The organism is Chryseobacterium sp. JV274, assembly GCF_903969135.1.
Lineage (GTDB): Bacteria > Bacteroidota > Bacteroidia > Flavobacteriales > Weeksellaceae > Chryseobacterium.
Map to the genome: position 1 here is coordinate 3893509 of NZ_LR824569.1, position 13723 is coordinate 3907231.

Below are 13723 nucleotides of genomic sequence, written 5' to 3' on the forward strand. Positions count from 1 at the left end.
ATATAATTTTGCAGTGTTAATACTATCGGTGCCGTTAGAAAGACATCCTTCGATTCCAAAACTGATAGAGTCTTTCACGAGATTGCCCGGTAGCTGACCAATGCCGTTGATAAGAGTTTCATCGTCAACTTTCAATTGAACATCAATTACTCTTATTATTAACTTGCTTGGTTTTTAATAAAAACATAACTACGTAAAAAGAATACGCAGTAGCTATCTAAATTTGCAAAAGAAAAAAATAATAACCATGATTCATCATAAACCAAATCTGAAAGAAGCACTGTATTGAGGTTAATACTCAATACTTATGAAAAAAATTAAAGTGGTAAGACAAAAATTCGGATTCAATGAATATGGATTGATTGACTTTCCGAAGAAAATTTCCGGTGTACAGATTTCAAGAATTATGCACGGAGATGATATGGGTTGTTCATACTGTTTCCCACACGGTTATGAGGTGGTGAATGCAAAGTATACAAAATTCCAGCGAAACTGGAAGAAATATAGAAAAACTCAATGGAAAAATTAAAATCAGGTGCCGTTTTGGAATCATACTTCGAGTTAAGTCTTCAGATGTAGGTTCAATTCCTGCCATACCTGTTGTAAACGGAATGTAGCTCAAAAGATAGAGTAGAAGAAAAAGAAAAGATTCCGCCGTTTTGCCCTGATTATATAAAAGAGTGCCGTAGAGAATACTTACTTCGGTATAAGTTGGTTCGACTCCAGAATGTAAATGATCTTATATCAGTCTTTTTTGAACCTGGCTTCTTTTATTTAAATCACACTCATGAAAAAATAATAATAAAAAGGGCGAAATTTCCAGCGATGACAGTTATGGAAATGTGACATAGGAAACGGAGGCGTTAAAAAAATAAACTTTGCGAACGTTAAGAAAATTCTATTGTTTGAAGCGCGACACAGTAAAGGAAACGAAGAACTAATGGTAAATTCGCGCAAGTTTAGAATTTTTAGAGAGTAGAGATTATTTTTAGCCGGAGTTTCCAGGTCTTGAACTTCAAGGCAAAACGAACAAAATTTAAATAAAAAATAAGTGCGTAAATGGAATGCGCAGTGACAATATAATTTTGTAAAAAGAAAACGAATAACTATGAATAAACATAGAAAGCAAGTGTCGTAAAACAGAGTTACTTCTTTAGGGGTGGTAATACAGGTTCGAATCCTGTTCTGCAATCGCAGATAGTAGAAATGGTAACACCCCGTATAAGGCTCTGTTTGATTTAATTACCTTACTAAAATAAAAATCAAGTGTCGTCTTAGAATCATACTTCGAGATTGAATAAACATTGGGTCGCAGGTTCGAATCCTGCCTTTTCCCTCGAAAAGGAGAGGTAGCTCAGCAGGTAGAGCAAATGCACGGAAGATTCTGAAAAACATTACCTTGATTTACATAAAAGAGTGCCGTAGAAAAGGCCTACTTCGGTTTAATTTGGTTCGACTCCAGAAGGTCATGAAAGTGATCTTGTATAAGTCTTTTCGAGTCTTGCCTCTTTTATTTTAAAACAAACAAGTGCCGTAGAAAAATGCTACTTCGCTCATCACGACGGGGTCGCGGGTTCGAGTCCCGCCTCTTCCACAACAAAAAAACACGATGTACATAGGAAGAGTAGCTCAGTTGGTTAGAGCACGACTGCATTATTCGGTTGTTGCCTTGTTTTCATAAATCAGAAGCCGGAAGTGGGACGTTGAAAGATCTCTTTGTATATAATTTTCTATAAAGTCAGATCGATTTTCAGACTTTACCCTCTTTCTTCTCCCCACTTCCTGCTTCTTTATATTACTATTATGAAGTGTCGTTAGGAAAAAATTCATCGTAACGCAATTAAGGGAGGAATAGCGAAGCCGGTCACTCCGGCAAGGTTATCCGGTTCGACTCCGGCAAACGAAAGTCCGGTTTTTTCCTTATCATTACCTTTAAAAAATGCCGGTAAATTATTTACCGGCACTTTTCATTGTATCAAGCTCTTCTTCAAACATGAGTTTCCATTTTGAAAGAGTAGTTCTGCTTATCTTATATTTTCTCGACATATAGCTTGTTGAATGACCATGCTTTTTCTGATACTGAAGCAGTTTTAACATAGTCTGCCTGTCATAGGTTTTAAGTTTTTGATTTTCTCTGGACTGTTTGAACAGTTTTTCATTGAACTTCAGAACATCCTCACTGGTATTCAGTTTTTCAAGAAGTTCTTTGATTTTTGGGTCTTTCAGCTTTTCAGGATATTCCATCCTGAGCATATCCTGATAAATTTTTTTGTAATTGGGGCGCATGTCTTATCTGTTTATCCGTTTACATTATCGCTCTTCTGAAGCCATCTGTGAAGAGTGCTTTTCGGAATAGAATATTCTTTAATGACTTCATTTTGGGTCATTTCACCGGAAAGAATTCTTTTCATAATAAAATCTTTGATTTCCTGAGTGTAAATGTTTTTCCTGAAATAAGGCGTTTTTTCGGACTTCTGCTGGTTTTTGTTGATGGCAGAAGGAGGTGCATATAAAATTAAATGTGAGCTGTAAAGTCTGAAAAAATCATATTCCAATAATTTGCTCCATCTTAGAAGAAGATCCGTATCCATCGATTTGCTGTCATACATTACCTCGATTGCTCCTTCATCTTTACCTAAAAATTTACATATCCTTTCTATTGTTATTTCATTTTCATCTACCCTTTCCTTAATAAACTTTCCAATATGGATTTCTTTATATAACATTTTATTGAATATTATTCTTTTGTTTAAACTTATGTATCAAAAAAACGAAAATAGGTTTTATATATTATCTTATGTGTTGGGAAATGATTCACTTCAGTTTGAAATTGTTAAGAAATAGAAATTATGATGTAAGAATGTTAAATTGCGTTTAATAAGATGATGAGTCTTAAAAAACGGATATGTAACTTACCAAATAACTTAAAAACAGGTGGGTAGGAGTCACCTTAATGTACTTGGGATATATTCTTTATTTTCAATGGGTTTTCTCTTCTTCTCCTTCAAACTTCTCTTCCTGCCATTTGTGTAAATAATATATGACCTATTAAGGTTTTTATACAATTCTATGAGTTGAAGCTGTAGATAAATTGATATACAGCTTTTTACGCGTTGAATTCTTTAATTAGTACCAAATAATTGCTTATTCGGTTTCAAATGTAAACAAAAATAAGATGTAAAAAGAGATAGAAATGTAAAAATCATACTTTATATGCTTATTTTAATTAAAATTAACATATTATAAGAACTAATGTGTGAATTGCTTACATGTCATAGGTTTCACCATAGAAAAATGATAAAAAGAAAAATTGTATACCATAGGGACAGTCCATACCTTTGCAAATCAATGAAAAATACTATAGGCTTATTCGACTTTTCGAAGAAAATAAATTATAAAAATGAACTGCTGGCCGGTTTTACGGTAGCGATGACGATGATTCCCGAATCTCTTTCATTTGCTATCCTTGCCGGTTTGTCCCCGCTTACAGGGCTTTACGCCGCTTTTATGATGGGACTGGTAACAGCTGTTTTGGGAGGAAGACCGGGAATGGTTTCCGGAGGAGCTGGTGCAACCATTGTTGTATTGATTGCTCTCATAAAGTCTCATGGCATAGAATATCTTTTTGCTACTGTAGCACTGGCCGGAATACTTCAAATGCTCGTAGGTGTATTTAAATTGGGGAAATTTGTGAGACTGATTCCACAACCGGTTATGTATGGATTCCTGAACGGATTGGCCATTATTATCTTTATGGCGCAGGTGGAACAGTTCAAAACTACAGACAGCAGTGGAGCTGTAAACTGGCTGCAGGGAATGTCTTTGTATATAATGGCTGGTTTAACTGTCTTGACGATCGCCGTAGTCTACTTTTTTCCAAAGATAACGAAAGCAGTTCCTGCCTCTCTTGTAGCCATTATTATTGTCTTTGCTGTAGTTCTTGGATTTGATATTCCAACCAAAACAGTAGCAGATATTGCTCATATCAGTGGAAACCTTCCTGGTTTTCACATTCCGCAGATTCCTTTTTCTCTGGAAACTTTACAAATTATTTTTCCATATGCTTTAATTATGGCCGGAGTAGGTCTTATCGAATCTCTTCTGACATTATCCATGGTGGATGAAATCACAAATACGAAAGGAAGTGCAAATAAAGAATCCGTAGCACAGGGATTAGCCAATATTACCAACGGTTTCTTTGGTGGAATGGGTGGTTGTGCAATGGTAGCGCAGACTTTGGTCAATCTTAATGCAGGTTCAAGAGCGAGATTGTCAGGAATAATAGCATCGCTTCTTATTTTAATAATCATTTTGTGTGGAGCACCTGTCATTGAAAAAATTCCCATGGCTGCTTTGGTAGGAGTCATGATGATGGTAGCAATCAGTACTTTTCAATGGGTATCGATCAGGATTGTTAATAAAATGCCGAAATCAGATATTTTTGTTGGGGTTACTGTAGCTTTAATTACTGTGATTTTACATAACCTGGCTTTAGCTGTTTTAATTGGTGTTATCATCTCAGCATTGGTTTTTGCCTGGGATAATGCCAAAAGAATCAGGGCAAGAAAGCATGTAGATGAAAACGGAGTTAAATACTACGAAATATATGGACCTTTGTTTTTTGGTTCAGTGACAGCATTTACAGATAAATTTGATCCAATGAATGATCCAGAGCAAGTGATTGTTGATTTTAAAGAAAGCCGTATTGTGGATATGAGTGCGATAGAAGCGTTAGGTAAGCTATCTAACCGTTATAAAGAACAAAATAAAACATTACACTTAAGGCATCTCAGTGAAGACTGCCGGAAAATATTGAAAAATGCCGAAGCAGTAGTGGAAGTGAATATTCAGGAAGATCCAACTTATAAAGTGATGCCGGAAAAATAGGGCAGGAATCAATAGAGAATTTTGCTTCACAAATGAATAGTGAATTGTTGTAGTATAAAAAATTGACAAGCGCAGCGGATTGACAATTGATCATTCACAAACAAGACAAGGACTGTAAGAAAAATCTACAGTCCTTGCTTGTTTAGGTGATTAATGTATTCGCGATAAAATCAGGCACTAAAGCATAGTGTGATAATCTCATGCTGATGGAAGCTCTTCCGCTCGTCAATGTTCTCAGATCAGAAATATATCCGAAAGTTGAAGCTAACGGAACTTCTGCTGCAAAAATCTTTCTTCCTGATTTTTCATCAATAGAAGTGATAATTCCTCTTCTTCTGTTGATATCCGCAGTGACAGCACCCGTGTATTCCTCAATACTTTGAATCTCTACCTGCATGATAGGTTCCATCAGTTTGGGATTACATCCTTTTGCTGCCGCTTTGAATCCTTCTCTTGCGGCAATTTCAAAATCAAATGCAGCAGAATCCTGAGCGTGGAAAGAACCATCCAGAAGAGTGACCTTCATGTTTTCCAGAGGATATCCCTTTAAAGGTCCGTTTTCCATAGCTTCTCTGAATCCTTTTTCAACAGAAGGAATAAATTCAGTGGGAATAACTCCTCCTTTGATCATATTGATAAATTCCAATCTATGTTCATGATCATTTCCTGGTCCAATTTCAAAGCTGATGTCAGCAAACTGACCACTTCCTCCGTTTTGTTTGGAAAGCTTTTCTCTGTGAACTTTGGTTTCCGTTAAGATCTCACGGTAAGAAACTTTAGGTTTTCCCCGATTAATTTCAATACCATGATTCAGACGGATCTTTTCCAAAGTGACCTCAAGGTGAAGCTCTCCTAATCCACTTAATAAAGTTTCTCCGGTTTGAGCGTCTCTTTCAACCACCAAAGAAGGATCTTCCTCCTGGATTTTTGCCAGTACCAAGCCAAAAGATTTCTCGTCGCCATTGGTTTTCGGTTCAATAGCTATCCTGATAACAGGAGTTGGAATTGTAATCGCTTCCAATAATATCGGTTTATCCGAAGAAGATAAAGAATCTCCGGTTTTGGCATCCTTTATTCCGGTTAAAGCAACAATATCTCCTGCTTTAGCTTCTTCCAACGATAACGTTTTATCCGACTGCATTTGTAAGATTCTTGAAATCCTGAAGGTTTCACCCGTTCTTACATTCAATAAAGTATCCCCTGATTTTATTGTTCCGGAATATACACGAAGCATAGCCAGCCTTCCCATATGTTTATCAATCAATACTTTGAAAACAAGCCCTGAAAAAGCAGCAGCTTCATTTCTTTCCAATGTTATCATTTCCTGTGTGTGAGGGTCTTTTCCCTGCAGGTCAGCAAGCTGATCAGGAGCCGGAAGATAAGTTACGACAGCATCAAGTAGAGGCTGGATTCCTTTATTTTTAAAAGCAGAACCACATAAAACGAGAACAGCCGATCCGGATCTGCAGACTCTTTGTATAGCTTCCGAAATCATTTCAACGGTGATGTTTTGTTCATTATCCATAAAGATTTCAAAGAAAGTCTCATCGTATTCTGCAAGCGTTTCCAGTAAGGTTGTTCTGTACTCATCTGCCTCAGCAATAGAATTGTCAGGGATTTCTTTTTCCACAATGGTTTCTCCGTTTTCATCGGCCCAGTATAAAGCTTTCATTTTGATAAGATCAATAACGCCTTCAAAATGTACTTCAGCTCCAATCGGAATCTGAAGAGCCATAGGAACAGCATTCAGTTTGTTTCTTATATCATTGAGAACCGCAAAAAAGTCTGCCCCAACTCTGTCCATTTTATTGATGAAACAAACTTTGGAGATTCCGTGTTTTTCTGCCTGAAACCAAACATTCTCAGTTTGTGGCTGAACACCGGAAGAGGCACAGAAAACGGCAACAACGCTATCCAGAACCCTTAGAGAACGTTCCACTTCCACCGCAAAATCAATGTGTCCCGGAGTGTCAATAAGGTTGATATTGTACACATTATTATCTTTTTTCCATTGGGTAGAAATTGCAGCAGAAGAAATCGTAATCCCTCTGTTTCTTTCCTGAATATCTTTATCCATGGTGGTATTTCCATCATCTACATTACCGATTTTATGAATGAGTCCTGTGTAATAAAGAATTCGTTCCGATAAAGTTGTTTTTCCCGCATCTACATGTGCTATGATCCCTATATTTCGTGTATTGTATTTCATTTTGTTTGATTTAAGTTGTTGATTTTTAGATCTGTATTTTGAAAAGGGTCTGAAAAAAATGAGCACAAAATACACTCCGGTCTCATAAAGCCGGTAAAACATTTTTTGTATTTTGTATCAAAGAGAAATTTTCAGAGATCTTAACAAATAACAGAAGTTTTTTGAATTGTTAAAGTCTGAAAATAGGGCAGCAAAAAAGACCTATCCGAATAGATAGGTCTTCAATATATTTTTGGGTATAAAAGATCTATAGACTATTCAGATAAATATTCAGTGCTGCCAAAGAACACAGCTCTGACAGGATTGCTTAACGTTATAATATTTATCATTTTTGTTGACATTGTTGATTGTTAATCGGTTGCGAAATTATAATTTTTTTTTGATTTCCAAAGAATTTTTGAAAATATTTTTTTGTGGATTGATATTAAACACTTCGTCAATCATCTTCTGTGAATCTGTCAAAATTGTGAAATTTCATAAAAATATCTTAAAACATATATCGAACGTAATGCTTTTATGATAAATATTTTATCTTTGGGAAGAATAGTATTATAAACACTTGTTGATGATTAAAAAAATTTAAATCTTTTTCAAGAAGCTAATAAAAACTTTTAACTTAAAACCTATTGAAAACAGATATCGACATCCATAAACACTGTCATTTTTCCTTTGACCTGTGGCTCACTTTAATAAAATCTCATCCTGAATTTAAAACAAAAAGAGTTGAGCTGTTCTCCTCATTTTTCAATGTAGAAAAACCGATGAATGAAGTTGCGAAAACCGTAAAATATTATGATGATCTTTGCAATACCATTAATGAAGTGACAGGAGGGAATATAGACACTTTTGAGATTTATCTGATGATTCTTGGTTCTCTGGATGTAGATGTAAAACTTTTGACTAAAGAAAAGCTTAATGAGTTTTATAGCAAAAGTGAAGAATTGTTTCTGGAATACAGGCCAGTTGTGATTTTTGAAAATATTCACAATTTTTTTGAGGATATCAAAAATCAGGGGAAGACTATTAATATTCTGAGCAACACAGGGTTCATCAAGGGAAAAACCATGAGGAAATTTCTGATCCATGAAAAGCTGGATCAGTACATAGATTTTCATATCTATTCTGATGAAATTAACTGTTCCAAACCGAATCCGCTCATTTTCCAGGAAGTGAAAAATAACATCAAGGATCAGGATTTGCCGCTGCATCAGATCCTGCATATCGGAGACAATCTGGTAGCAGATTATCAGGGAGCAAAAGACTTTGGTTTCAGTGCACACTTACTTAAACACTAAAAATAAACATGAATAAAAGATACAGCTTACACCACATTCATTCGGCGGATGAGTTTACTTTCTCACCTGCGGAATACAGCTATTTCAAGTATGGCGATAAGTCGTATGCTGAAAAATTTGCAAGAGAATTATTCGACGGATTTATTTCTGAAAATGAGGAGCTTTTTAATACTGATAAAGAGATTGTAGTGCTGCCAAGCCCATATATGGCGATTCCTACAGCTTCCAACTTTTTATGCTTTTACTTTAAGAAACATCTGGATTTTTATCTGTTTCAGAAAGGAAAGAAGTCGAGTATTTTATCTAAGATCAATCGTAATCACACTTATATTACAGATTATGGGAATCTGAATTTTGAAGATCGGAAAAATCTGATCGCAAATGATACTTATTATATTGATAAGGATTTTTTGAGAGGAAAACTTTGTATTTTTATAGACGATATAAAAATCACGGGAAGCCATGAATATACAGTCAACAGAATTCTGAATGAATATAGTGTAGAAGCAGACTTTATATTCATGTATTACGCTGAACTGATGAATTTTGACCTTGATCCTAAAATTGAAAACTTTTTCAATTACTATGCCGTGAAAAATGTAAAACATGTTGCAGAAGTGATGAACAAAGAAAGTTTTCAGTTCAATACAAGGATTGTAAAATATATTTTAGGCCTGGATTCAAGTAATTTTGATTATCTTACGTCTAAAGTAAAAAAAGAACAGATGGATCTGCTTTTGGAGCTGGCTATCAGCAACAATTATCATTTAATAAAAGAATACGAAAATAACATCAATACTTTAACACAAACGGAATTATATTATGGCTATTAACTTACAAAAAGGACAAAGAGAAAATATTAACGCACCTAAATTTACTGTAGGTTTAGGATGGGATATCAATAATACTTCTACAGGAACAGGATTCGACCTTGATGCATCTTTATTTTTGCTGGGGGACGACAAAAAATTAGTTTCAGATAACCACTTTATTTTCTATAACAACCTTGAGTCTCCGGACAAATCTGTAATTCACACAGGAGATAATCTTACAGGAGAAGGGTCAGGTGATGATGAGCAGATCAAAATTGATCTTACAAAAATTGATGATGCGATCAAAGAAATTACAGTAGTGGTAACCATTCACGAAGCAGATTCAAGGAAACAAAATTTTGGACAGGTAAGAAATTCTTTCATCAGAATTTTCAATACAGATACGAATGAAGAGATCTTAAAATATGAATTAGACGAAGATTTCTCAATCGAAACCGCTGTAGAATTCGGAAGAATCTACAACAGAAACGGAGAATGGAAATTTGAGGCTGTAGGTGCAGGACAAAGAGATGGCCTTGACAAATTTGTATCAATTTATCAGAAGTAATCATGGACAATAAGGAAAATCAACCCATAGATCCACTAGGATCAATAGAACCTCTTAAAACCTTTGAACCTACTCCAATGGTTCCGCCAACACCGGCTCAGCCTGTCCAAAACGCAGCGCCGGCGGTTCTTGTAGACAGAGAAGGAAATGTAAATCTGACGCAGCTGCAGTCAGAAGAACGTCAGAAATATGAAGTTCTGGCGAACTCTATTGATGAAGCTAATCCTGGTTCCATCGTGAATTTTGGGGCGGAACTTCAGAAAACATTAACCAACCAGAGTGACAGCTTCTTAGGAAACGTAAGAAGATCCAACTCAGGTGAAGTAGGAGGGCTTATCAATGATCTTTTGGTAGAGCTTAATTATGTGGATGTTGAAGAGCTTAATGGAAATAAAGTGAAAAGTTTCCTAAGTAAATTACCATTCATGAAAAAGGTAATAACTCAGGTAGAGAACTTGTTTACAAAATATGATAAGATCATCAATAATATTGAGCAGATCTCTTATAAAGTAAACGCAGGAATCATTACTTCCACAAAAGATAATGCTGTACTTCAGACTATCTTTGAAAGCAATGTGAATTCTATCAAGCAGATTGAAGATCTTGTGATTGCAGGAAATCTAAGAATGGAAAGAGCTGCAGTAGAACTTGCTCAGATGGAAACTGCCCCTCAGAATTTTCAGGATTATCAGATTGCAGATAAAAGAGATTTTATCGCACGATTAGACAGAAGAATGGCTGATCTTAAGGTGGTGCGTGTGATCATGATGCAGTCGCTTCCACAGATCAGGCTCGTACAGAATAACAACGTTTCTATTGCTGAAAAAGCACAGACTATTCTTACCACTACACTTCCTGTATGGAAAAACCAGCTTTCACTTGCTGTGGCGATGTACAGACAGCAGCAGAATATTGAGATCCAGCAGAAAGTGTCTTCTACTACAGAAGAGATCTTAAGAAAGAATGCGGAACGTCTTGGACAGAATTCTGTGAATGTTGCCAGAGCGAACGAGCAGACTATCGTATCTGTGGAAACATTAAAAGAAACAACATCAATGCTTATCAATACATTGAATGAAGTGAAACAAATCCAGAAACAGGGAGCAGATAACAGAAGAAAACTGGATCAGGATCTTCAGACATTGGAGCATGAACTTAAAGCGAATGTCAGAGGTTAATTTATAGAATACTAAGGTGGGGGATGATGCAGCAACCATATTGTCGCAAAGCAAAAGAAGATTAACAAAGCTTAAGCTTCTTGCTAATTTTTTTGAACATATTGATATCATATCAATCTATATCAAAACAGATATTATCCACAATCTGTTTCAGGAAAATACAGCTTTAGATTACAATAAACTGGAACTTTTTCACCTGCAGTATACAGATAGTCTCATAGAGCTTCTGACTAAAATTAAAAAGCAGAAGGAAAATGATATGCTGGCGGTCATCAATGAAATTAACATCAACAGTAAATATATTTCAGGTTTTGAAGAAAGACGGGTAGATAGCTTTCAGACCGACAGGAAAATGTACAGCGGTGTATTTTCCCAGCATCTGAAAACTTTGTATAAAGATCTTACGGAAGATAGTTTTACGGCCAATTGGGATAATGTATTATACTTTCATAAAAAATATGCTCAGGAATTTTATAGAGCGGAAGCAGATGAAATACTGCTGAAATCCGATTCATTTCCCGCATATCAGTATAAAGATTACTCCATTGAAAGAAAACTGTTGGGAAGGCTTAATATACAAGGGTTTAAAGTCCGTTTTGTATGTGGTTACCTCATAGGAACCCATGATTATGAACTTTTCAAAATCTTTCAGTCTGATGATCATTTTATTTTCAGTGTTGACGAAAAGAAATTGTATCTTTTTGACAAAGAACTGGACAAGCTGGATATTTCTGAAAATCAATCTAATCAGAGTTCCATTATTGATCAGTTGAGAAGCAAAAATGAACAGCTGGAACATAGTATGAGCGAAAGAAAACGTACTTTACCGGCAGAAGTGGAAGGTGTTTTGAAAGATTATATCAAAAACCTGGAAAATATAGATATTATGAGCAAAATATTTGATTTTGACGAAGAAACAAATATTCTGCGGGCAATGCTTAATTTGAATTTAAATAATAACTAAGACGAAATTTGAAAAGCAAAGAAGATTCGCTTTTTTGCAAAATGTAAATAACAACTAAACATAAAAAGATGGCTATCAACTTACAAAAAGGTCAGAGAATTAACCTTAAAAAAGAAAATGGAGCTGAGCTTTCCCAAGCTTGTGTAGGAATCAACTGGGGAGCAATTGAAAAGAAAGGATTTTTTGGAACTAAAAAAGAAGCAGTAGACTTAGACGGAAGCTGTATTTTATATGATTCAAACAAAAACGTTACTGAAGTAATCTATTTTGGAAATCTTAAATCCAGAAACGGATCTGTAAAACACAGCGGAGATGATCTTACCGGTGACGTAAACGGAGATGACGGATTGGATAACGAGGTGATCACAGTAGATTTCAGCCAACTGGAGCCGAATGTAGAGCACGTAGCACTGGTACTGAACAGCTATAGAGGCCAGGACTTCGGAACAATTCCTTTTGCTTCTATCCGTATTTATGAAGGAACACCTACCAATGTGAGAGAAGTGTTTGCAAAATATGATATTGCAAATGATGCTTCTTTCAACGGACATGTTGCCATGGTAATGGGTGTTTTCTATAAGAGAAACGGAGAATGGAAATTCAACGCTATCGGAGATCCTACAGCAGACAAAAAGCTGGAGCAGACGATCCAGACGGTACAGATGAATTATCTATAATCAATTGTAAATCAAAAGATAAATAAAATAGCAATATTTGTACTCTGTACATCTATTGCTTTTATCATATAATAACATAACTCACGTGGAACATCAAAGTATTTTAGAACTGCACCCAGGTCTGGTGTGGGGATTTGCAATAACAGTCGTTATCATGCTGCTCCTGGACTTAGGGGTATTTAATAAAAAAAGTCATGAAGTCTCTTCCAAAGAAGCTACCATATGGTCTATCGTGTGGATTTCGCTTTCAATGGTTTTTTCAGGAGTGGTGTATTGGGTATTCAATACCGATGGAAGCCCTGAAAGCCATGCTTTGGCAATAGAAAAATTTACACAGTATCAGGCCGCCTATTGGATTGAAAAAGCCTTGTCTGTAGATAATTTATTTGTATTTATCCTTGTTTTCGGTTTCTTCAAAGTTCCGAAATACCTTCATCACAAGGTTCTTTTCTGGGGAATCATCGGTGCATTGATCTTCAGGGCTATATTCATCTTTGCAGGAGTAGGATTGATCAATCTGACTTATCTTCCTGAAATGAATATTTTTGGTAAAGCTGTACAAATCAATATCGTTATGGCACTGTTCGGATTATTTCTTGTGTATGCGGGTATCAAATCATGGGGCGACGGTGGCGACGATGACGACGAAGATTACAGCAATACAGCAGGAGCAAGACTGATCAAGAGTTTCTGGAAAGTTTCTGACAACTATGACGGAGATAAATTCTTCACCATTCAGAACGGAATCAAAATGGCAACTCCTCTTTTAGTGGTAGTAGGGGTTATCGAATTTACTGACGTTCTTTTCGCGGTAGACTCTATTCCGGCTATTTTTGCGATTTCTAATGACCCTTTCATCCTTTATACATCGAATATCTTTGCGATTTTAGGATTAAGATCATTATATTTCCTGTTAGCGAACTTTATCCACATGTTCAGCAAACTTCCTTATGGATTGGCGATTATCCTTTCCTTTATTGGAGTTAAAATGCTTATTGCACCATGGATTCATATTACGTCTCCGGTTTCTTTAGGAATTGTAGGAGGAGTATTAGTGATCTCTGTTCTTTTATCCATCATCTTCCCTGAAAAAGAAGAAGAGAAGAAAGAAGAATTAGAAGAAAAATAATTTT

At 35.8% G+C, this 13723-nt stretch carries 12 protein-coding genes; 9 read left to right on the top strand and 3 right to left on the bottom strand.

Translation table 11 applies throughout. The features are described from left to right. Positions 1-307: 307 nt before the first annotated feature. Complete coding sequence (locus CHRYMOREF3P_RS18060) at positions 308-529, top strand: phosphate ABC transporter substrate-binding protein (RefSeq protein WP_077413930.1); 222 nt, start codon at positions 308-310, stop codon at positions 527-529. A gap of 1421 nt (positions 530-1950) precedes the next feature. Here CHRYMOREF3P_RS18060 and CHRYMOREF3P_RS18065 read toward each other — a convergent pair. Beyond that, on the bottom strand, positions 1951-2286 hold the full coding sequence (locus CHRYMOREF3P_RS18065; protein WP_180565182.1) for a helix-turn-helix domain-containing protein: 336 nt from the start codon (positions 2284-2286) through the stop codon (positions 1951-1953). Positions 2287-2297: 11 nt separating this feature from the next. Continuing rightward, positions 2298-2726 (bottom strand): helix-turn-helix domain-containing protein, encoded by a 429-nt coding sequence (locus CHRYMOREF3P_RS18070; RefSeq protein WP_077413933.1) that lies wholly within the window; start codon positions 2724-2726, stop codon positions 2298-2300. Between the two features lie 622 nt (positions 2727-3348). On the opposite strand from CHRYMOREF3P_RS18070, the gene CHRYMOREF3P_RS18075 reads away from it, so the two are divergent. Then, the gene (locus CHRYMOREF3P_RS18075) at positions 3349-4887 is read left to right on the top strand and encodes a SulP family inorganic anion transporter (protein ID WP_180565183.1); all 1539 of its coding nucleotides are present in this window, start codon (positions 3349-3351) and stop codon (positions 4885-4887) included. Between the two features lie 142 nt (positions 4888-5029). Here CHRYMOREF3P_RS18075 and fusA read toward each other — a convergent pair whose 3' ends face one another. Then, a complete protein-coding gene (gene fusA / locus CHRYMOREF3P_RS18080) occupies positions 5030-7096 on the bottom strand; it encodes an elongation factor G (RefSeq protein ID WP_180565184.1) in 2067 nt (688 codons plus the stop codon). A gap of 626 nt (positions 7097-7722) precedes the next feature. On the opposite strand from fusA, the gene CHRYMOREF3P_RS18085 reads away from it, so the two are divergent. The 7 genes from CHRYMOREF3P_RS18085 (at position 7723) to CHRYMOREF3P_RS18115 (ending at position 13719) form a co-directional block, all read left to right on the top strand. Next, a complete protein-coding gene (locus CHRYMOREF3P_RS18085) occupies positions 7723-8391 on the top strand; it encodes an HAD family hydrolase (protein ID WP_077413935.1) in 669 nt (222 codons plus the stop codon). Positions 8392-8399: 8 nt separating this feature from the next. Continuing rightward, positions 8400-9224 carry a phosphoribosyltransferase family protein gene (locus CHRYMOREF3P_RS18090; RefSeq protein WP_077413936.1) on the top strand — a complete coding sequence of 275 codons (825 nt, stop codon included), beginning with the start codon at positions 8400-8402 and terminating at the stop codon, positions 9222-9224. Then, positions 9214-9771: a TerD family protein gene (locus CHRYMOREF3P_RS18095; RefSeq protein WP_077413937.1), complete on the top strand. Its 558-nt coding sequence runs from the start codon at positions 9214-9216 to the stop codon at positions 9769-9771. The genes CHRYMOREF3P_RS18090 and CHRYMOREF3P_RS18095 overlap by 11 nt, the downstream gene beginning before the upstream one ends. Before the next feature lie 2 nt (positions 9772-9773). Then, positions 9774-10949 carry a toxic anion resistance protein gene (locus CHRYMOREF3P_RS18100; protein WP_180565185.1) on the top strand — a complete coding sequence of 392 codons (1176 nt, stop codon included), beginning with the start codon at positions 9774-9776 and terminating at the stop codon, positions 10947-10949. Positions 10950-10965: 16 nt separating this feature from the next. Then, positions 10966-11913, top strand: a complete 948-nt coding sequence (locus tag CHRYMOREF3P_RS18105; protein WP_180565186.1) for a hypothetical protein — start codon at positions 10966-10968, stop codon at positions 11911-11913. 68 nt (positions 11914-11981) lie between these two features. Further along, positions 11982-12590: a TerD family protein gene (locus CHRYMOREF3P_RS18110; RefSeq protein WP_077413939.1), complete on the top strand. Its 609-nt coding sequence runs from the start codon at positions 11982-11984 to the stop codon at positions 12588-12590. Between the two features lie 85 nt (positions 12591-12675). Beyond that, positions 12676-13719: a TerC/Alx family metal homeostasis membrane protein gene (locus CHRYMOREF3P_RS18115; RefSeq protein ID WP_047382297.1), complete on the top strand. Its 1044-nt coding sequence runs from the start codon at positions 12676-12678 to the stop codon at positions 13717-13719. Positions 13720-13723 lie beyond the last annotated feature (4 nt).

Bases quoted from the DNA above. Each gene is read 5' to 3' on its own strand.
- CHRYMOREF3P_RS18060 (WP_077413930.1), top strand. From the start codon at position 308: ATGAAAAAAATTAAAGTGGTAAGACAAAAATTCGGATTCAATGAATAT.
- CHRYMOREF3P_RS18090 (WP_077413936.1), top strand. From the start codon at position 8,400: ATGAATAAAAGATACAGCTTACACCACATTCATTCGGCGGATGAGTTT.
- CHRYMOREF3P_RS18075 (WP_180565183.1), top strand. From the start codon at position 3,349: ATGAAAAATACTATAGGCTTATTCGACTTTTCGAAGAAAATAAATTAT.
- CHRYMOREF3P_RS18095 (WP_077413937.1), top strand. From the start codon at position 9,214: ATGGCTATTAACTTACAAAAAGGACAAAGAGAAAATATTAACGCACCT.
- CHRYMOREF3P_RS18110 (WP_077413939.1), top strand. From the start codon at position 11,982: ATGGCTATCAACTTACAAAAAGGTCAGAGAATTAACCTTAAAAAAGAA.
- CHRYMOREF3P_RS18070 (WP_077413933.1), bottom strand. From the start codon at position 2,726: ATGTTATATAAAGAAATCCATATTGGAAAGTTTATTAAGGAAAGGGTA.
- fusA (WP_180565184.1), bottom strand. From the start codon at position 7,096: ATGAAATACAATACACGAAATATAGGGATCATAGCACATGTAGATGCG.
- CHRYMOREF3P_RS18065 (WP_180565182.1), bottom strand. From the start codon at position 2,286: ATGCGCCCCAATTACAAAAAAATTTATCAGGATATGCTCAGGATGGAA.
- CHRYMOREF3P_RS18100 (WP_180565185.1), top strand. From the start codon at position 9,774: ATGGACAATAAGGAAAATCAACCCATAGATCCACTAGGATCAATAGAA.